Below are 20,383 nucleotides of genomic sequence, written 5' to 3'. Positions count from 1 at the left end.
CACCGCCCGCACGATGGTGGCATGCTCCACCGACACACGGGGGCATCAGGGTGCAAATGCGGGGGCGGACAGTCTGCCCCACGCTCCGCCCGGGGGCGAGGGCCACGCAGGGTCACGCAGCGGCCGTCCTGTCGGTGGAGTGCGGCAGGATGGGGCGGATGAGCGAGCAGAGCATCCCGGACGCCGCCTGCCCGGCGGACCCCGACACCCGCCCCGGGTACCCCGACGCACTGCCGGAGTACGCCGAGCGGGTCCTCGGGGTCGCCGAGCTGATCCCGCCCGGGCGGGTCATGACGTACGGGGATGTCGCCGAGTGGCTCGAGGAGGGCGGTCCCCGGCAGGTCGGCCGGGTGATGGCCCTGTACGGCGGCGCCGTGCCGTGGTGGCGTGTGGTGCGTGCGGACGGGGCGCTGCTGCCCGGCCACGAGCTGCGGGCACTCGGCCACTACCGCGACGAGGGCACGCCGCTGAAGGAGGCGAGCAGGGCCGCCGAGGGCCATCTGCCGCGCCTCGACATGCGGCGGGCGCGCTGGGACGGCGGCGAACACGCGGACGGTCACACCTGACAGCTTCCGCCATCCGACCCGCCCGAGGGGACCCTGTGGCCCGTACGGGGGAAAACAGGAAAACCGGGCACGTCGGTGGCATGGCGTACGTTCGAGGGGCGCGGGGCGGAGAATGCGGCCCTCGACCACCCAGCACACCCACCAGGACCGGCGAACCACGTGAGCTCCTCTTCCTCCACCAGGCGCCTGTCGCACCCCCAGGGGCGACAGGGGAACCGTGGCGCTTACCGGCTCGTCCGAACTCCGCCCGCCCGGACCGCCCCCCCTCGTCTGGACGCCGCACAGCGCTCCGTGGTTGACCACGTCACCGGGCCGCTGCTCGTCCTCGCCGGCCCCGGCACCGGCAAGACCACCACCCTCGTGGAGTCCGTGGCCGCCCGCATCGCCCGCGGCGGCGACCCCGCGCGCGTGCTGGTGCTGACCTTCAGCCGCAAGGCGGCCGTGGAGCTGCGCGACCGGATGGCGCAGCGCATGGGCGCCGCCCGCGCGCCCCAGGCGACCACCTTCCACTCCTACTGCTACGCCCTGGTCCGCGCCCACCAGGACGGCGAGCTGTTCGCGGAGCCGCTGCGGCTGCTGTCCGGCCCCGAGCAGGACGTGGCCGTCCGCGAGCTGCTCGCCGGACAGCTCGACCTCCAGCGGCTCGGCCTCGCGCACGTGCGCTGGCCGGACGAACTGCGTGCCTGCCTGACCACGCGCGGGTTCGCCGACGAGGTCCGCGCGGTGCTCGCCCGCAGCCGGGAACTCGGCCTCGGCCCCGACGCCCTGGACGCCTTCGCCGCCCGCATCGGCCGCCCCGACTGGCGGGCCGCCGCCGCGTTCCTCGCCGAGTACCTCGACGTCCTCGACCTGCACGGCGTCATCGACTACGCCGAACTCGTCCACCGCGCGGTCCTCCTCGCCCACCGCCCCGACACCGCCGTGCGACTGGCCGCGCAGTACGACGCCGTGTACGTCGACGAGTACCAGGACACCGACCCCGCCCAGGTACGGCTGCTGCACGCCCTCGCCGGCGGCGGCCGCACCCTCGTCGCCCTCGGCGACCCCGACCAGTCGATCTACACCTTCCGGGGCGCCGACGTGAACGGCATCCTGGACTTCCCGGCCGCCTTCCCCCGCTCCGACGGCCGCCCGGCCCCCGTCGAGGTGCTGCGCACCTCCCGCCGGTCCGGCGCCGCGCTGCTCGCCGCCACCCGGCTGCTGACCGGGCGCATGCCCCTGACCCGCCTCCCGGCGGAGAAGGTCCGCGCCCACCGCGAACTCGTCCCCGCGCGCGAGGGCGGCCGCGTCGAGGTCTACACGTACCCGACCCCCGGCACCGAGCTGGACAACGTCGCCGACATCCTGCGCCGCGCCCATCTGGAGGACGGCGTCCCCTGGGGCGAGATGGCCGTCCTGGTCCGCGCCGGCTCCCGCACGATCCCCACGGTCCGCCGCGCCCTCACGGCGGCCGGTGTCCCCCTCGACATCGACGGCGACGACCTCCCCCTCCGGCACGAACCCGCGGTGGCCCCTCTGCTGACGGCCCTGCGGGCGGTGGCGACCGCGGAGGTCGCCCGGGGCGGGGAGGACCCCGTCGGTGCCGTCGACGGCACCGATGGCGCGGCCGGCACCGACAGCGCGGCCGGCACCGACAGCGCGGCCGGCACCGACAGCGCGGCCGGCACCGACAGCGCGGCCGGCACCGACAGGGCGGCCGGCACGGCCGGCACAGAGAGCGTCGGCGGCGCGGATGGCACCGGCGGCGCTCGGGAGAGCGACCCCTGCTGGCTCGACACCGAGACCGCCCTCACCCTCCTCGCGTCCCCCCTCGCCGGCATGGACGCCGCCGACCTGCGCCGCCTGGGACGCGCCCTGCGCGAGGAGGAGCGCGCCGCGGGCAACCCGCTGCCGCCGCCCTCCGACGAGCTGCTCACCCGCGCCCTCGCCGAACCGGAACGCCTGGTCACCCACGACCCGGTGTACGCGCGCGGTGCCCAGCGCCTCGGCGCGCTCCTCGCCACGGCCCGCGAGCGCCTCGCCCGCGGCGGCACGGCCGAGGAGGCGCTGTGGGACCTCTGGGAGGGCACACCCTGGCCCACCCGTCTGGAACGGTCCGCCCGTCGCGGCGGCGCCGCCGGACGCAACGCCGACCGCGACCTGGACGCCGTGTGCGCGCTGTTCGCCACCGCCGCACGCGCGGAGGAACGCACCGGCGGCCGCGGCGCCCTGAACTTCCTCGCCGAGATCGAGGCCGAGGACATAGCCGCCGACACCCTCACCCGCCGAGCGGTGCGCCCCGACGCCGTCCGGCTGATGACCGCCCACCGCGCCAAGGGCCTGGAGTGGCGCCTGGTCGTCGTCGCCGGCGTCCAGGAGGGCCTGTGGCCGGACCTGCGCCGCCGCGGCTCCCTCCTGGAGGCCGACCGCATCGGCCGGGACGGACTCGCCGAGCCGCTCACCCCGGGCGCGCTGCTCGCCGAGGAACGGCGACTGTTCTACGTCGCCGCCACGCGCGCGCGTGACCGGCTCGTCGTCACCGCCGTGAAGGCCCCCGCCGACGACGGCGACCAGCCCTCCCGCTTCCTCACCGAACTCGGCGTGGAACCCCGGGACGTCACCGGCCGCCCCCGCCGCCCCCTGTCCGTCGCCGCGCTCGTCGCCGAACTGCGTGCCACGACGGTCGACCCCCGCGCCTCCGCCGCCCTCCGCGAGGCCGCCGCCCGCCGCCTCGCGCGCCTGGCCGCGCTCGCCGACGAGGACGGCCGCCCGCTGGTGCCCTCGGCGCACCCCTACCGCTGGTGGGGCATGTTCGAGCCGACCGAGAGCAGGGTGCCGCTGCGCGACCGGGACCAGCCCGTCGTGCTCTCCGGCAGCGCCCTCGACCAGCTCGCCAACACCTGCGCCCTCCAGTGGTTCCTGGGGCGCGAGGTGAAGGCCGACGCGCCCGCCACCGCCGCCCAGGGCTTCGGCAACGTCGTGCACGTCCTCGCCGACGAGGTCGCCTCCGGACACACCCCCGCCGACCTCGACGTCCTGATGGAGCGCCTCGACTCCGTGTGGAACGCGCTCGCCTTCGACGCGCCCTGGAAGTCGGAGCAGGAGAAGGGCAACGCGCGCGTGGCCCTCGAACGCTTCCTCCAGTGGCACGTGGGCGACCGCGCGGGGCGCACGCCCGTCGCCAGCGAGCACGACTTCGACGTCACCCTCGAAGCGGGCGACTACGAGGTGCGCATCCGCGGCCAGATGGACCGCGTGGAGGCGGACGGCGAGGGCCGCGCCTATGTCGTCGACTTCAAGACGGGCAAGCAGGCCCCGACCGCGCGCGAGGTGGAGCGGCACCCTCAGCTCGCCGTCTACCAGCTCGCTGTCCGGGAGGGCGCCGTCGACGAGGCCTTCGACGGCGTACGCCCCACGCCCGGCGGCGCCGAACTCGTCCAGCTGCGCCAGGGCGCCGCCCAGCGCGACGGCGGCGACGCCCTGCCCAAGGTGCAGGCCCAGGAGACACTGGAGGGCCCGGAGGGGGAGTGGGTCGGCGAGCTGCTCGCCACGGCGGCCGGCAAGGTCCTCGACGAACGGTTCACCCCGAGCGCCGGCCAGCACTGTGCCCACTGCGCGTTCCGGGCCTCGTGCAGCGCGCGGCCGGAGGGGCGGCACGTGGTGGAGTGAGCGGACCGCGGGCCCCGCGGGGGTGCGGCCCGTGCGTGGTCATCGATTGTCGGTGCCCGCCGTTAGCCTTTTTTCATGCCCGCCCGCATCAGCGATCCCGAGCAGCTCAAGGAGCTCCTCGGGATCCCCTTCACCCCGGAGCAGACGGCCTGCATCACCGCGCCGCCCGCCCCGCAGGTGATCGTGGCCGGAGCCGGGTCGGGCAAGACGACGGTGATGGCCGCCCGCGTGGTCTGGCTGGTCGGCACCGGCCAGGTCGCCCCCGAACAGGTCCTCGGCCTGACCTTCACCAACAAGGCGGCCGGCGAACTCGCCGAACGGGTCCGCAAGGCCCTGGTCAGGGCGGGCGTCACCGACCCCGACGTCATCGACCCCGACCACCCGCCGGGCGAGCCGGTGATCTCCACGTACCACGCCTTCGCGGGCCGGCTGCTGACCGACCACGGACTGCGCATCGGTCTGGAGCCGACCTCCCGCCTCCTCGCCGACGCCACCCGCTACCAGCTCGCCGCGCGCGTCCTGCGCGAGGCCCCCGGCCCCTACCCGTCGCTCACCCGCTCCTTCGCCGACCTGGTCAGCGACCTCCTCGCCCTCGACTCCGAGCTGGCCGAACACCTCGTCGCCCCCGACGAGCTCCGCACCTGGGACGCCGAACTGCTGGACACCCTGGAGGGCACCAGGCTCAGCAACGCCGATCTGCGCAAGGTGCCCGAGGCCGCAGCCGCCCGGCGCGAGCTGGCCGGCCTGGTGCTCCGCTACCGCGCCGCCAAACGCCACCGCGACCTGCTGGACTTCGGCGACCAGATCGCCCTCGCGGCCCGGCTCGCCCAGGTCCCCGAGGTGGGCCGGATCGTGCGGGACGAGTTCCGCGTGGTCCTCCTCGACGAATACCAGGACACCTCCGTCGCCCAGCGCATCCTCCTGGCCGGACTGTTCGGCGGCGGCACCGGACACCCGGTGACGGCCGTCGGCGACCCCTGCCAGGCCATCTACGGCTGGCGCGGCGCCTCCGTCGCCAACCTCGACGACTTCCCCGACCACTTCGCCCACGCCGACGGCCGCCCCGCCACCCGCCAGGCACTCGGCGAGAACCGCCGCAGCGGCGGCCGCCTCCTCGACCTCGCCAACGGCCTCGCCGCCCCCCTGCGCGCCATGCACGCGGGCGTGGAGGCCCTGCGCCCGGCCCCCGGCGCCGAACGCGACGGCCTGGTCCGCTGCGCGCTCCTCGCCACCCACGCCGAGGAGATCGACTGGATCGCCGACTCCGTCGCCCACCTGGTCCGCACCGGCACGGCTCCGGGCGAGATCGCCGTCCTGTGCCGTACGGCCACCGACTTCGCGGAGATCCAGGGCGCCCTCGTCGCCCGGGACGTGCCCGTCGAGGTCGTCGGTCTCTCCGGACTGCTGCACCTGCCCGAGGTCGCCGACCTGGTCGCCGTCTGCGAGGTCCTCCAGGACCCCGGCGCCAACGCCTCCCTGGTCCGGCTGCTCACCGGCCCGCGCTGGCGCATCGGCCCGCGCGACCTCGCCCTCCTCGGCCGCCGGGCCCGGCTGCTCGTCGCCCACACGCACGGGGACGACGGCGACGACCCGGACCGCCGCCTCGCCGAGGCCGTCGAAGGCGTCGACCCGTCCGAGGTGATCTCCCTCGCGGACGCCCTCGACACCTTCCTGGAGACACCCCTCGAGGGCGGTCGGGACGACCGGCTCCCGTTCTCGCCGGACGCGCGCGTGCGCTTCGCCCGCCTCGCCGCCGAACTGCGCGACCTGCGACGCTCCCTCGCCGACCCGCTGATGGACGTGCTGCACCGCGTGCTCGCCGTCACCGGCCTCGAGGTCGAACTGTCGGCCTCCCCGCACGCGCTGGCCGCCCGCCGCCGCGAGACCCTGTCGAACTTCCTCGACGTCGCCGCCTCCTTCGCCGCCGGCGAGAGCGAGGCGAGCCTGCTCGCGTTCCTCGGCTTCCTGCGCACCGCCGCCCAGTACGAGAAGGGCCTCGACAACGCCCTCCCCGGCGGCGAGAACACCGTCAAGGTGCTCACCGCCCACAGGTCCAAGGGCCTCGAATGGGACGTCGTGGCCGTCCCCGGACTGGTCACCGGCACCTTCCCCAGCGGCCAGGGCCGCGAGAAGTGGACCGCCCAGGCCAAGGTGCTGCCGCACGCCCTGCGCGGCGACGCCGACACCCTCCCCGACATCGCCTCCTGGGACTCCCGGGGCATGAAGGCCTTCCACGAGGCCATGAAGGACCACCAGCACACCGAGGAGCTCCGCCTCGGTTACGTCACCTTCACCCGCCCCCGCTCCCTCCTCCTGGGCTCCGGCCACTGGTGGGGCCCCACCCAGAAGAAGCGCCGCGGCCCCTCCGACTTCCTGCGGACCCTGTACGACCACTGCGCCGCCGGGTACGGCGAGATCGAGGCCTGGGCCGACGAGCCGGAGGAGGACGCGGAGAACCCCGCCCTGCACCGCGCCACGGCCGACCTGGCCTGGCCGCTCCCCCTGGACGCCGACGCACTCGCCCGCCGCCGCGCCGCCGCCGACACCGTCCTCGCCCACCTCGACGACCTCGCCGCCCAGGCCGACGCACGCCCCGCCGCCGCGCACGACCCGGACGCCCACGACGCCCCTGACTGGCCCCCGCCCCCCGACGAGGCCGAGCCGCCCCACGACGAGACCGATCCGTTCGAGACCGATCCGTTCGAGGCGGACCCCTTCGCGGACACGGATCCCTTCGCGGACTTCGAGGACGAGGGCTTCGAGGGCGAGCCAGACCCGTTCGACGAAGGCACCCACGGCACCCACGGCACCCAAGACGCCCACGGCACCCACGGCACCCACGACTCCCCGCCCCGCCCCGCCGTCCCTCACCAGGCCACCGCCCCCGAACCTCCTGCCGCGCGGCCCCGGCGGAGTTCCCTCACGCCCGAGGAAGCCCGCGCGGTCGCCTCCTGGGACCGCGACCTCGACGCGCTGGCAGGTGAGCTGCTGCGCGCCCGCCGGAGCGTCACGGACGTACCCCTTCCGACGACGCTCACCGCCTCGCAGGTGCTGCGCCTGGCCGAGGACCCGGACGGTCTCGCGCAGGAGCTCGCCCGCCCCATGCCGCGCCCCCCGCAACCGGCCGCGCGGCGTGGCACCCGGTTCCACGCATGGGTGGAGGCCCGCTTCGAGGCGTTGACGCTTCCCTTCCTGGAACCCGACGAGCTGCCCGGCGCCGACGCCGAGATCGCCGACGAACGCGACCTCGAGGACCTCAAGGAGGCCTTCGAGCGCACCGAGTACGCCCGGCGCACCCCCTACCGCGTCGAGGCCCCCTTCCAGCTCGCCCTGGCCGGCCGCGTCGTACGGGGCCGTATCGACGCCGTCTACCGGCAGCAGGACGGCGATACGACGACGTACGAGATCGTCGACTGGAAGACCCACCGCGCCCGCACCGCCGACCCCCTCCAGCTCGCCCTGTACCGGCTCGCCTGGGCCGAGCAGCAGGGGGTGCCCGTGGAATCCGTCACAGCGGTGTTCCTCTACGTCCGCACCGGCGAGGTCGTACGGCCCCGCGACCTGCCCGATCGCGCCGCCCTGGAGCGCCTGTTGAGAGGTGAGGAAGCCCTCGCGGACGATCACGAGTCACCCCAAGGGCGGGAAAACCGTGCGCAACCGCCCGACGAGGATGTCGGCGCGGGCCGATAGGCTCGTGACCATGAGCCATCCCGTTGACAGTGCCGTCAGCGCCGTCCGCACGTACATCGAGCAGCACCGCGCCGCTTTCCTCGACGACCTCGCCGAGTGGCTGCGCATCCCGTCGGTGTCCGCGCAGCCCGACCACGCCGCCGACGTACGACGCAGCGCGGACTGGCTCGCCGCGAAGCTGACGGAGACCGGCTTCCCGACGGTCGAGGTCTGGCCGACGCCCGGCGCCCCCGCCGTCTTCGCCGAGTGGCCCTCGGACGACCCCGAGGCCCCCACCGTCCTGGTCTACGGCCACCACGACGTGCAGCCCGCCGCCCGCGAGGACGGCTGGGACAGCGACCCCTTCGAGCCGGTTGTCCGCGGCAACCGCCTCCACGCGCGCGGGGCCGCCGACGACAAGGGCCAGGTGTTCTTCCACACCCTCGGCGTGCGCGCCCACCTCGCCGCCACCGGCCGCACCGCGCCGGCCGTCCACCTCAAGCTCCTGATCGAGGGCGAGGAGGAGTCCAGCTCCCCGAACTTCCGCGACCTCGTCGAGGCACACGCCGTGCGGCTCGCCGCGGACGCCGTGATCGTCTCCGACACCGGCATGTGGTCCGCGGACACCCCCACGGTCTGCACGGGCATGCGCGGCCTCGCCGAGTGCGAGATCCACCTCTTCGGCCCCGACCAGGACATCCACTCCGGTTCCTTCGGCGGCGCCGTCCCCAACCCGGCCACCGAGGCCGCCCGCCTCGTCGCCGCCCTGCACGACGAGCACGCACGCGTGGCCGTCCCCGGCTTCTACGACGGCATCGTCGAGCTCACCGACCGCGAACGCGAACTCTTCGCCGAGCTGCCCTTCGACGAGGAGCGGTGGCTGCGTACCGCCAAGTCGCACGCCGCCCACGGCGAGGCCGGGCACACCACCCTGGAGCGCGTCTGGGCCCGCCCGACCGCCGAGGTCAACGGCATCGGCGGCGGCTACCAGGGCCCCGGCAGCAAGACGATCGTCCCGTCCTCCGCCTTCGTGAAGCTGTCCTTCCGGCTGGTCGCGGGCCAGGAACCCGACCGGATCGAGAAGGCCGTCCGCGCCTGGGCCGACGAGCGGATTCCCGCCGGGATCCGCCACGAGATCACCTTCAGTCCCGCCACGCGCCCGTGCCTCACCCCGCTCGACCACCCCGCCCTGCGGTCCGTGGTCCGCGCCATGGGCCGCGCCTTCGAAGGCCCCGTCCGCTTCACCCGCGAGGGCGGCTCCGGCCCCGCCGCCGACCTCCAGGAGGTCCTCGGCGCCCCGGTGCTGTTCCTCGGGATCTCCGTCCCCTCGGACGGCTGGCACGCGCCGAACGAGAAGGTCGAGCTGGACCTCCTCCTCAAGGGCGTCGAGACCACCGCGTACCTCTGGGGCGACCTGGCAGAGAACTGGCGCCGTGCGCCCTGACGGCCCCGCCCGGCCCGGAGCGGGTTTGCGCGCGGCGCACACGGGAAAGGCCGCATCGCGGCGCCGCACCGGACCCGGTCGCCCCCACCCGCACGTTCCGTTGAACCGCCCGCCGAATCAACCGTTCCACCGGGGGAGTTGGAAGCACCCGTGACCACCTGGACCGACCAGAACGCCGACAGGCCCATCTCGCTCACCGCGCCCAGCGGCATCGACCGGGCCGCCCACCACCGGCTCGACGAGGCCTGGCTCGCCGCCGCGTGGAGCCACCCCACGACGCGCTGTTTCGTCGTCTCCGGCGGTCAGGTCCTCATAGACGAGACGCCGGACGGCCGGACCGAGCTGGTCATGACGCCCTCCTTCGAGGCCCCGCTCACCGAGGCGCACCGCTACTTCCTGGGTACCGACGACGGCGGCGTCAGCTACTTCGCCCTCCAGAAGGACGCCCTGCCCGGCCGGATCGACCAGTCGGCCCGGCCGGCCGGACTGCGGGAGGCGGGGCTGCTGCTGTCGCCCCGGGACGTGGGTCTGATGGTGCACGCCGTCGGCCTGGAGAACTGGCAGCGCACCCATCGCTTCTGCTCCCGCTGCGGCGAGCGCACGGTCATCGCGGCGGCCGGTCACATCCGCCGCTGCCCCGCCTGCGGTGCCGAGCACTACCCGCGCACCGACCCCGCGGTGATCATGGCCGTCACCGACGAGGACGACCGCATCCTCCTCGGCCGCCAGGTCCACTGGCCCGAGGGCCGCTTCTCGACGCTGGCCGGCTTCGTCGAACCCGGTGAGTCCATCGAGCAGGCGGTGCGCCGCGAGGTGTTCGAGGAGGCCGGGATCAGCGTCGGCCCCGTCGACTACATCGCCAGCCAGCCCTGGCCGTTCCCGTCCAGCCTGATGCTGGGCTTCATGGCCCGCGCCACCTCCACCGAGATCGACGTCGACGGCGACGAGATCCACGAGGCCCGCTGGTTCTCCCGCGACGAGCTGACCGCCGCCTTCGAGGCGGGCGAGGTCCTGCCCCCGTACGGCATCTCCATCGCGGCCCGCCTCATCGAGCTCTGGTACGGCAAGCCACTGCCGACGCGCCATCTCGTCTGAGCACGGCGAAAGGGGTGGGTGTCCCGGCCGGGACACCCACCCCTTTCACGATCGCCCAGGCGCCGATCTTCTGCTTCACCTGCGCCGGCGACGGGTTCGTCAGCGTCGAACCGTCGGGGAACAGCACACTCCACGGTCTGCAGACTTCCCTCCTGCTCGTGGCGGCCTGGGAGAGCTGCCCATGTCGTGGGGAGGGGCAAGGGTGAGCGAAAAGCCCAGGGCGCTCGGCGTGGTCCGTCTGTCTGCAGGCAACGAGAACCCTCTGGGTGTTCGAGCTGTGCCAGCCGCTCAGGGGCGGTGATCACGTATCCCTGTACGACGTAGTCTTTACCGCCCTTGGCACCCACAGCGTGGGGCGCGTGCCGTTCTTGCACTCCGGGTCTCCAGACGGCTTCCGCAGTGGGGAGCCCGCGGCTTCCCCCTCACGTCGACAGTCCCTGTCGCGTTCGATGCATGCGACCCGCGGACAGCAAGATCGAGATCCCCGGCTTTCCAGAACAGGAAAGGGAGTGCACACGGCACACGAACCCCCGATCAGCTCTTGAGGCCGTCGGGGGTCATGTGTCATGTGTGCGAGGGTCAGGCGGTGAGGGCTTGCTTGACCTGGGCGAGGCTCGGGTTCGTCATCACGACCGCGTTGCCACCAGTTGCGGGAACTACTCGGACGGTCGGCACCGTCTGGTTTCCGCCATTCGCCTTCTCCACGAACGCCGCGGACTCCGGGTCCTGCTCGATGTTGATCTCGGTGTACGCGATGCCCTCGCGCTCCAGCTGCTTCTTCAGCCGCTGGCAGTAACCGCACCACGTGGTGCTGTACATCGTCACAGTGCCCAGCATGTCTCTTGTGCTCCTTCGGCGGGTCGGGGACGGGCGGTCTGAAGGGGGAACGTACTTGAAAGCGCCACCATTCCCGTCCCTCACTCCGTGGAGGTGACGTCCACCGCAGTCCACCGCATTAGTACGACCGCGAGGCCCCGCCTGTGGACAACCGGCTCGCCCGTCTCCGCCGACCTGGCAGCATGGCGGTGTGACAGCAGCAACGCACTCCCCCCTCTTCCCGCGGGTCCCCGACTCGGCCGACGCGGTGCTCGAAGGGCTCGACCCCGAGCAGCGCGAGGTGGCCACCTCCCTGCACGGGCCGGTTTGCGTGCTGGCCGGAGCCGGCACCGGCAAGACCCGGGCGATCACCCACCGCATCGCCTATGGCGTGCGCGCCGGCATCCTCCAGCCCTCCAGCGTGCTCGCCGTCACCTTCACCAACCGCGCCGCCGGCGAGATGCGCGGCCGGCTCCGCCAGCTCGGCGCGCAGGGCGTCCAGGCCCGCACCTTCCACTCCGCCGCCCTGCGTCAGCTCCAGTACTTCTGGCCGAAAGCGATCGGTGGCTCGCTGCCCCGGCTCGTCGACCGCAAGATCCAGCTCGTCGCCGACGCGGCCGCGGCCTGCCGTCTCCGCCTCGACCGCGGCGAGCTGCGGGACGCCACCGCGGAGATCGAGTGGTCCAAGGTCACCCAGACCGTTCCCGCGGACTACTCCCTCGCCGCGGTCAAGGCGGGCCGCGAGGCCCCCCGCGACCCCGCCGAGATCGCCCAGCTCTACGCCGCCTACGAGGACCTCAAGCGCGACCGCGGAGTCATCGACTTCGAGGACGTCCTGCTGCTGACCGTCGCCGTCCTCCAGGACCGGCACGACATCGCCGAACAGGTGCGCGCCCAGTACCAGCACTTCGTGGTCGACGAGTACCAGGACGTCAGCCCTCTCCAGCAACGTCTGCTGGAGCTCTGGCTCGGCGACCGGGACGACCTCTGCGTCGTGGGCGACGCCAGCCAGACGATCTACTCCTTCACCGGCGCCACCCCCGACCACCTCCTCGACTTCCGTACCCGCCACCCCGGCGCCACCGTCGTCAAGCTGGTCCGCGACTACCGCTCCACGCCCCAGGTCGTCCACCTCGCCAACGGCCTGCTCTCCCAGGCCCGCGGCCGCGCCGCCGACCACCGGCTGGAACTGGTCTCCCAGCGCGCCGCCGGACCCGAACCCGTCTACACCGAGTACACCGACGAGCCCGCCGAGGCCGAGGGTGCCGCCCGCCGCATCCGGGACCTCCTCGCCGCCGGTGTCCCGGCTGCGGAGATCGCCGTCCTGTTCCGCACCAACGCCCAGTCCGAGACGTACGAACAGGCCCTCGCCAACCTCGGCGTCCCCTACCAACTGCGCGGTGCCGAGCGCTTCTTCGACCGGCCCGAGGTGCGCAAGGCGGGAGTCGCCCTGCGCGGCGCGGCCCGCTTCGGACGCAACGACACCCTCCTGGAGGACACCGTCGACCTGCCCGCGCAGGTGCGTGCGGTCCTCTCCGGCGAGGGCTGGACCCCGCAGCCCCCCGCGGGCTCCGGCGCCGTCAGGGAGCGCTGGGAGTCGCTGGCCGCACTGGTCAACCTCGCCCAGGACTTCGAGGCCGCCCGGCCCGGCGCCACCCTCGCCGACCTCGTCGCCGAACTCGACGAGCGGGCGGGCGCCCAGCACGCCCCGACCGTCCAGGGCGTCACCCTCGCCTCCCTGCACTCGGCCAAGGGCCTGGAGTGGGACGTCGTCTTCCTGGTCGGCGTCGCCGAGGGCATGATGCCGATCACCTACGCCAGGACCGACGAGCAGATCGAGGAGGAGCGCCGCCTCCTCTACGTCGGCGTCACCCGGGCCCGTCAGCGCCTGCACGTGTCCTGGGCGCTCGCCCGCTCGCCGGGCGGCCGGCCTTCTCGCCGTCCGAGCCGCTTCCTCGACGGACTGCGTCCCGGCTCCGGCGCGGGAGCGGCCCGGGGCGGCGGAGCCTCGGGCGGTATCGAGCGCGGCTTCGGCGCCGTCGGCGCGGGCGCGGTGGAGGTCCCCCGCCGGACCCGGCGCACCCCGGCCCGGTGCCGGGTCTGCGGGCGGACCCTCACCGATGCCGGCGAGATGAAGCTGATGCGCTGCGAGGCCTGCCCCTCCGACATGGACGAGGGGGTCTACGAGCGGCTTCGGGAGTGGCGCGAGCGACAGGCGCGGCGCGGCGGACAGCCGGCGTTCTGCGTCTTCACCGACAAGACGCTGATGGCCATCGCCGAGGCGGTTCCCGACGAGGCGGGCGAGCTCGCGCGGATCCCCGGGGTCGGCGTGCGCAAGCTCAACCGCTACGGGGCCGATGTGCTGGCCATCTGCGCAGGCCAGCCGCTTGCGGACGACGCGGAGGCGGACGGGCGCGGAGTTGAGGCGAACTCGTCGAAAAAATAGTTTGCGCATGCCCCGGCAATCCCCATAGGTTCTAGGACACGGGGACGGCGGCCTTCTCTGAGGCCCTGATTCCGTGCTCTACTTACATATCCGTTGGACTGGGCTCACCCCCGGTCCCCCGAGACGCCGAGAGGAGGCGATTCCAGTGATCATCATCAACCGCAGCTCCAGCAGCTCCGCCAAACTGACCGATCGCTCGGTCGTCTCCACGTGCATGCTCGGCGCCTCGACCCTGGGCACCGGTCTGTCCGGCATTCGTGCCGGTCGTCCGGCGTCCTCCTCCGTTGCTCCCGCGGGTCTTCCCGTCCGTGAGCGCAATGAGCGACCGACCGAGGCACTGGAAGCAGTAAAGGGACAGGCGCAGGCCTATGCCTTCACCGCGGCCGGTGCCGGATTCCGGAAGCAGACGACGCAGCACCACCTGATGTGGGCCTTCCGTGGGCCAGAACCCTGGAGTGATCCAGCCTGATCGTCGATCAGGCCGGCGCCTTCAGGGCCGCGGAACCCCAACCGGGATCCGCGGCCCTTCTGTTTGTCCCCGTACCGGGGACGGACGGGCGAAGGGGCCTCGGGACCAGAAACGCCGACACCCGGCCCAACAGGGCCGGACCGACAGACGAGGAAGACGAAACCGTGCAACTCGAAGCGCACGCCACGTCCGTACCGCCTTCCGAAACGATCTCCCCGCCCGGCCTCACGGAGGACTCCACCTTGACCCCGCTCACCGCGCTCACCGCGCTCGACGACGCCATCGAGAACCTCGGCGTACCCGTCCCCTGCCGCTCCTACGACCCGGAGGTCTTCTTCGCCGAGTCGCCGGCCGACGTCGAGTACGCCAAGTCCCTCTGCCGCACCTGCCCGCTGATCGAGGCCTGCCTCGCCGGCGCCAAGGAGCGGCGTGAGCCCTGGGGCGTCTGGGGTGGCGAGCTGTTCGTGCAGGGTGTCGTCGTCGCCCGGAAGCGGCCGCGTGGTCGCCCGCGCAAGAACCCGGTCACGGCATGAACACCGCAGGAACGATCGACCGCCCCCTCACGCAAGACCCCCAGAAGCAGGCCCCGATGAAGCCGTTCACCAGCGAGCCCGCAGGCTCCGCGACCGAAGACGTCACCACCACCGGCGCGATCGACTCGCGTCAGAACAGGACCCGAGAGATGCAACTCATTCCAGAAGCCCTGGCACGTGCGCATATGCACGAGCGACTGCACGAGGCCGAGCGTGAGCGCGTGGCCGTGCGCCTCGCGGCCGCCCGCCGGATGCAGCGCAAGGCCGAGCGCGCCTCGCTGCGTGCCCGCCGGGCGCTCGCCCTCGCCGTGATGCAGTAACCCCCACCGGAAGCGGTGGCCTCCCGACAGGGGGAGGCGGAAACTGTCCCCGCGGGGGCCGGTCCGAACGGACCGGCCCCCGCGGCGCGTTGTGTGACGGCCGTCAGGCCCCCGCCGCCGAGTCCTGTGCGTCCAAGTCCTCCAGGTCCCCCTCGGGGACGAACCCCGGCAGCCACTCCTCCAGTTCGTCCCGCAGCCGAACCGTCGCGCCGAGCTGGCACAGCACACCGATCGTGCTCAGGGTCACCCGATGGATCAGCAGATAGGCCGGCGGCAGGTTGAGCTGCTTGCCCAACTGGTGGGCGGGGGAGCGGGGGTCGGCGATCCGGGCGGCCTGGCTGCGCATCCAGCCGCGGCTGAAGGTGAACTCCTCCACCTCGGCCGGTTCGATGATCGGCAGCAGATAGTCGAGGACCGCGTCGGGGTCCAGCTCGATGGACTCCTTCACGAAGCCCTCGGCGCACAGGAGTTCGTAGACCGCGTCGGCCTCGCCGTCCAGGGTCATGCGCAGGGACTCGCCGATCGGTTCCGGCAGACCGCCCGCGAGCCGGTCGACCGTGCCGAAGTCCAGGACGCCGAGCCGCCAGTCCTCCTCGCCGTCCGGTCCGCCGGGCAGCAGACGGAAGTTGCCCGGGTGCGGGTCGGCGTGCAGCAGACCGGTGCGGGCCGGACCGGAGAACAGGAAGCGGGACAGCAGCTGTCCGGCGCGGTCGCGCTGCTCCTGGGTACCCGCGGTGATCACCTCGGACAAGGGGATGCCGTCGATCCACTCGGTGACCAGGACCTGCTCGCACTGGTGCACCACCGCCGGGACCACGACGTCCGGATCGCCGGCGAACTCCTCGGCGTGGGCCTGCTGGGCCTGCGCCTCCAGGGCGTAGTCCAGCTCCTCGGAAACCCGGTCACGGAGCTCGGAGATCAGCGGCTTGACGTCCATGCCCGGGATCAGCGGACCCAGCAGCCGGGCGAAACGGCTCAGTTGGGTCAGGTCGGAGAGCAGTGCCTCGCCCGCTCCCGGGTACTGCACCTTGACCGCGACCGCCCGCCCGTCGTGCCAGACCGCGCGGTGGACCTGGCCGATGGAGGCCGCGGCGGCCGGCTTGTCGTCGAACTCCACGAACAGGTCCGGCCAGTTTGCACCGAGCCGCTCGGCGAGCACGGAGTGCACCGTGCGGGTCGGCATCGGCGGCGCCGCGTCCTGGAGCTTCGTCAGCGCCGCGCGGTAGGGGCCGGCGACCTCCTCGGGCAGGGCCGACTCGAAGACGGACAGGGCCTGCCCGAACTTCATCGCGCCGCCCTTGAGCTCGCCCAGCACCTTGAAGAGCTGTTCCGCCGTCCGCTGTTGCAGCTCCCGGCCCACGATCTCGGCGGATTCGCCCACGATCCGCTTGCCCAGGCCCCAGGTCGCCCGTCCGGCGAAGCCGAGCGGCAGCGCGGCGAGCTTGGCGGTCCGGGTGACCGCCTTCCGGGGAAGATCAGACATGCGCCCTCCAAGTCCCAGGCTGCCGCGCCGCCACTGTCGTACGGCGTAACTCCCTCGATTGCCGTTGCCCTGCCATTGTCGCGTGCGATCCCCCGTCCTCGTGTGTGTGTTCCCCCTTACCTTTCCGCGCGGCCTCACCGAAGGCGCCGCACGGGCACGCGGAGTGCGGCCGCACCGGCCGGGCGTGCCACTGCAGAGCGGGGAGGGAGACCTCCCAGCGGGCCCCCGCGCTGGACGGGAGGCGCCCGTCGAGGAAGGTGAGCGCGTGGGCGGCGGCGAGGCCCGCGACCGCCGTGGCCAGGGTCAGATCGCAGGCCCGCGCGGGCCGACGCCGCCCCGACTGCCATTGCGCGACCAGCCGCGGCCAGGTCTCGTCCCGGTCGGTGCGCGTGCGCTGGAGGCAGCCCGCGCAGCCCGTCTCCCCGGGCAGGACGAGCGGCCCCACGACACCCGTCGCCTCCACCACCCCCGCGTACAGGTGCGGGGTGCCCGAGGCGAGCAGCGGCTCGGCGGCGGAGGGCGGCGGCGCGTATGTGCGGACGTCGTCCCGGGCGGCGATGATCACCAGGGCGAGGCCGGGGTTTCCCGTCCCGGACGGTGACCCGGTCCTTCTCCGCGACCGGCGGTCCGGGGCGGCGGCGCGCACCGCACGACGGGCGGCCTCGTCCCGCCGCTCGCCGACCGACTCGGCGGACAGCCCGCCCGGTGCCACGTCCCCCGGCTCCACCCGACCGCCGTCCCGCACGTCCACCTCGCCGATCCCGGCGCCCGACAGCAGCGCCGCCAGTACCGCGCCGACCCGGCCCGCGCCGTGCACCCGTACCCGCAGCCGGCGCCGGGCCGCGAGCCGGGCGAGCGCCTCGCCGGGGGCCGATGTGGTCAGGGACAGCGAGGCGAGGTCCGGTCGCAGCCGGTTCACGACCTGCCCCTTCTCGCGCAGGGCCGCCGCGTCCGGCCCGCCCCCGCGCGCGTCGTCCAGGAGTCCCGCCCGGCCCAGCCGCTCCACCAGCCGGTCCACGTGACCGTCCGGAAGAGCCATGCGGCGCCCCTCCGCGCGCAGCAGATCGAGGCCCCGCGTGCCGTCCAGCAGGTCGAGGAAACTGCCCGTCGCCGTGTCCACCGGACCGAGGGTCAGCGCGTGCGCCGGTGTCATTCCGAACTGCACGGTGTTGAGGTCCCGCCAGCCGCGCCGCAGCGCGGGCTTCACCATCGGATGCATCAAACGCCCCCGTATGCCTGTATAGCCGTATATGCCAATGCGGTACCGGAAACTCCCCGTACGTCGGCGGAGCGGGGGCATGGGGTCTCCTCGCTCCGCCGACTGGTGCCAGCATGCCCGGCGCCGCCGGACCGCGCCGAGAGTTGTCCACAGGCAGCGGAATTCATCGTACAAATCCGTCGTATGACGTAAAACGGAGGTGCCGGTTCGGAACCCGACCGTCCCGGAGTCGGGACTTCCCCCAGGTGCAGCGGGTAACGTCGGGGCGTGCCCGCCGACCCCCTGCACCGCGCCGGAACGCCACAGCGGAAGCCGACGAGCCAGCCCGCGAACGGATCGGGGGCGAGCGCGATCGAGGTGCGCCGAAGCACCCGTCGACGCCGCACGGTCTCCGCCTACCGCGAGGGCGACCGCACCATCGTGCTCATCCCCGCCCGGATGTCCGCGGCCGAGGAGCAGCGCTGGGTGGGCGTCATGCTGGACAAGCTCGCGGCGCAGGAGAGCAAGCGGGTGCCCGGTGACGCCGAGCTGACGGAGCGCGCCGAGCGGCTGTCGGCCCAGTGCTTCGGCGGCCGGGCCCGGCCCACCTCGGTGCGCTGGGTCACCAACCAGAACACCCGCTGGGGCTCCTGCACCCCGGCCGAGGGCAGCATCCGGCTCTCGCACCGCCTCCAGGGCATGCCCGACTACGTCGTCGACTACGTCCTCGCACACGAACTCGCCCACCTGCTGGTGCCCGGCCACGGCCCCGACTTCTGGCGGCTGCTCGAGGCCTACCCGCGCACCGAGCGGGCCCGCGGCTATCTGGAGGGCGTGGTCGCGGCGGAGCGGCTGCCGCATTCGCCCGGCGCGCGCGAGGAGTGACGCCGGGGGCGCGGAGTGTGTACGCGCCCGGTATCGGTCGACGCGGGTTGTGTACCGGGTCTGTACCGACATCGTGCGTTGTCGGAGTTTGCCGTTAGCCTGACGCGACGCACTCGCAATCGGGATGGGGGACGGTCGTTACGCATGCCCAGGGAATTCCAACGCGGCCACAAGGCCAGGATCAGTGACCTCACCGCGGGCACCGATCTGTACGTAGGCGTGCAGATCACCGCCCCCGGCCTGACCTTCGACATCAGCTGCTTCGGCCTCGACGCCGACGAACGGCTCTCCGACGACAGGTACTTCGTCTTCTTCAACCAGCCGAAGTCCCCCGAGGAGTCGATCCAGCTCCTGGGCGCCCAGGCCGGTGACACCGAGTCCTTCCGCATCACGCTGGACCGGGTCCCGCCGCAGATCCAGAAGCTGTCCTTCACGGCGACGATCGACGGCGCCGGACAGATGTCGCAGATCAACCCCGGTTACCTGCGGATCGTCGCAGGCGGCGAGGAGGTGGCCCGGTACGCCTTCAACGGCTCGGAGTTCACCAGCGAGCGGGCGGTGATGCTGGGCGACTTCTACCTGAAGGACGTCTGGCGGTTCGCGGCCGTCGGACAGGGCTTCGACGGCGGTCTGGAGGCGCTGCTGAAGAACTTCGGCGGCGAGGTCGCCGAGGAGGAGGCGCCCGCGCCCGCCGCGCCCCAGCCGCAGTCCGGTGCCGCTCCCGGGTTCGCCCCGCCCGCGTTCGCCGCCCCCTCGGCGCCCGCCCCGGCACCCGCTCCCGCGCCGGCCCCGGCGCCGGCACCCGCCCCGCAGGGCTTCACGCCGCCGCCCGCCCCGGCGCCCGCGCCCCCGGTGCACGCCGCGCCGACCATCATCGCGCCCATGACTCCGCCCGGTGGCGTCCCCGTCCCGCCGCCCGGCCCGGTCCCCGCGCCCTACGGCCAGCCCCACCAGCAGCAGCCGTACGGCCAGCCCGGCGCCCCGACGCCACCCCCCGGCTACGGCCAGCCGCCCCACGCGCCGCAGGCCCCCATGCCGCCCCAGGCCCCGATGCCACCCGGCTACGGCCAGCAGCCCCCGTTCGGACAGGTCCCGGGCCAGCAGGCGTACGGCGTGCCGCAGGGCGCGCCCCAGGGCGGCGCCGGAGTGACCGCGGCGCTCCAGCAGTTCAAGGAGACGCCCACCGGGCAGCGCTGGACGCAGCAGAACAAGAAGCTGATCCGCGTCGACCTCGGCATGGGCGGCCAGCCCGTGCTCGCCCGCCAGGGCAGCATGGTGCTCTACCAGGGCAAGGTCGACTTCAGCTACAAGGGCGCCGGATTCGCCGGCCGGATCGTCGGCAACGCGACCGGCCAGGAGATGCAGCTGATGCGCTGCACCGGCCAGGGCCAGGTGTTCCTCGCCGACAACGCCACGATGCTGCACCCCATCGAGCTCCAGGGCGACGGCATCTGCGTCTCCGCCGAGAACGTCCTCGCCTTCGACGAGAGCCTCCAGTACGAGGTCCGCCGGATCGAGGGCCACGGCATCCCCGGCGGCGCGCTGTTCACCATGCAGTTCACGGGCACCGGCACGATCGTCGTCAAGACGCACGGCACGCCCGTCGTCCTGCCGGTCACCCCGACCACGTTCGCCGACTGCAACGCCGTCGTCGCCTGGTCGTCCGCCGCCCAGGTGGTCGTCTCCAGCCAGGTGCGGATGCGCCGCAACGCCTACCCCGGCGACACGGGGGAGAGCGTCAACCTCCAGTTCCGGGGCGCGCCCGGCAACTTCATCGTCGTCCAGCCGTACGAGGTCTGAGGGAGCCCGTC

Annotated in this window: 14 protein-coding genes and 1 pseudogene; 11 read left to right on the top strand and 4 right to left on the bottom strand. The window is 73.5% G+C overall.

Features of this window, described 5'->3' with window-relative positions:
- Nucleotides 1-158: 158 nt before the first annotated feature.
- The 5 genes from U5640_RS15160 (at nucleotide 159) to nudC (ending at nucleotide 10,422) form a co-directional block, all read left to right on the top strand.
- Nucleotides 159-566: an MGMT family protein gene (locus tag U5640_RS15160; RefSeq protein ID WP_340376327.1), complete on the top strand. Its 408-nt coding sequence runs from the start codon at nucleotides 159-161 to the stop codon at nucleotides 564-566.
- Nucleotides 567-725: 159 nt separating this feature from the next.
- Nucleotides 726-4,214: a UvrD-helicase domain-containing protein gene (locus U5640_RS15155; protein ID WP_340376326.1), complete on the top strand. Its 3,489-nt coding sequence runs from the start codon at nucleotides 726-728 to the stop codon at nucleotides 4,212-4,214.
- A 75-nt stretch (nucleotides 4,215-4,289) separates the two neighbouring features.
- Nucleotides 4,290-7,904, top strand: a complete 3,615-nt coding sequence (locus U5640_RS15150; protein WP_340376325.1) for a UvrD-helicase domain-containing protein — start codon at nucleotides 4,290-4,292, stop codon at nucleotides 7,902-7,904.
- Between the two features lie 10 nt (nucleotides 7,905-7,914).
- Entirely contained in the window at nucleotides 7,915-9,327 is a 1,413-nt protein-coding gene (locus U5640_RS15145; protein ID WP_340376324.1) for a dipeptidase, read from the top strand.
- A gap of 150 nt (nucleotides 9,328-9,477) precedes the next feature.
- Nucleotides 9,478-10,422 carry an NAD(+) diphosphatase gene (gene nudC / locus U5640_RS15140; RefSeq protein WP_340376323.1) on the top strand — a complete coding sequence of 315 codons (945 nt, stop codon included), beginning with the start codon at nucleotides 9,478-9,480 and terminating at the stop codon, nucleotides 10,420-10,422.
- Nucleotides 10,423-10,480: 58 nt separating this feature from the next.
- On the opposite strand, the pseudogene U5640_RS15135 reads toward nudC, so the two are convergent.
- A pseudogene (locus U5640_RS15135) lies at nucleotides 10,481-10,552 on the bottom strand (NrdH-redoxin); the annotation flags it as partial.
- 449 nt (nucleotides 10,553-11,001) lie between these two features.
- Nucleotides 11,002-11,259, bottom strand: a complete 258-nt coding sequence (locus tag U5640_RS15130; RefSeq protein ID WP_340376322.1) for a mycoredoxin — start codon at nucleotides 11,257-11,259, stop codon at nucleotides 11,002-11,004.
- Between the two features lie 190 nt (nucleotides 11,260-11,449).
- Between U5640_RS15130 and U5640_RS15125 the strand changes: the two genes are divergently transcribed.
- From U5640_RS15125 to U5640_RS15110, 4 genes are all read left to right on the top strand, one after another.
- On the top strand, nucleotides 11,450-13,684 hold the full coding sequence (locus U5640_RS15125) for an ATP-dependent DNA helicase UvrD2 (RefSeq protein ID WP_340376321.1): 2,235 nt from the start codon (nucleotides 11,450-11,452) through the stop codon (nucleotides 13,682-13,684).
- Between the two features lie 145 nt (nucleotides 13,685-13,829).
- Entirely contained in the window at nucleotides 13,830-14,153 is a 324-nt protein-coding gene (locus U5640_RS15120) for a hypothetical protein (protein WP_340376320.1), read from the top strand.
- 164 nt (nucleotides 14,154-14,317) lie between these two features.
- Nucleotides 14,318-14,686 (top strand): WhiB family transcriptional regulator, encoded by a 369-nt coding sequence (locus tag U5640_RS15115; RefSeq protein ID WP_055638270.1) that lies wholly within the window; start codon nucleotides 14,318-14,320, stop codon nucleotides 14,684-14,686.
- A complete protein-coding gene (locus U5640_RS15110; protein WP_340376319.1) occupies nucleotides 14,683-15,006 on the top strand; it encodes a hypothetical protein in 324 nt (107 codons plus the stop codon). The genes U5640_RS15115 and U5640_RS15110 overlap by 4 nt, the downstream gene beginning before the upstream one ends.
- 103 nt (nucleotides 15,007-15,109) lie before the next feature.
- Here the strand turns inward: U5640_RS15110 and U5640_RS15105 are convergent, their stop codons facing one another.
- Nucleotides 15,110-16,489 (bottom strand): AarF/UbiB family protein, encoded by a 1,380-nt coding sequence (locus tag U5640_RS15105; RefSeq protein ID WP_340376318.1) that lies wholly within the window; start codon nucleotides 16,487-16,489, stop codon nucleotides 15,110-15,112.
- The gene (locus U5640_RS15100) at nucleotides 16,482-17,708 is read right to left on the bottom strand and encodes a TOMM precursor leader peptide-binding protein (protein ID WP_340376317.1); all 1,227 of its coding nucleotides are present in this window, start codon (nucleotides 17,706-17,708) and stop codon (nucleotides 16,482-16,484) included. The genes U5640_RS15105 and U5640_RS15100 overlap by 8 nt, the downstream gene beginning before the upstream one ends.
- A gap of 267 nt (nucleotides 17,709-17,975) precedes the next feature.
- Here U5640_RS15100 and U5640_RS15095 point away from each other — a divergent pair, with 267 nt between their 5' ends.
- Entirely contained in the window at nucleotides 17,976-18,572 is a 597-nt protein-coding gene (locus U5640_RS15095) for a M48 family metallopeptidase (protein WP_340376316.1), read from the top strand.
- Between the two features lie 144 nt (nucleotides 18,573-18,716).
- Complete coding sequence (locus U5640_RS15090; protein WP_340376315.1) at nucleotides 18,717-20,372, top strand: TerD family protein; 1,656 nt, start codon at nucleotides 18,717-18,719, stop codon at nucleotides 20,370-20,372.
- Nucleotides 20,373-20,383: the final 11 nt, after the last annotated feature.

It is taken from the genome of Streptomyces sp. SS7, from assembly GCF_037993025.1.
Classification (GTDB): Bacteria; Actinomycetota; Actinomycetes; order Streptomycetales; family Streptomycetaceae; genus Streptomyces.
The sequence above is the reverse complement of the archived record's forward strand: the minus strand, read 5'-3'. Positions and strand labels throughout refer to the sequence as shown.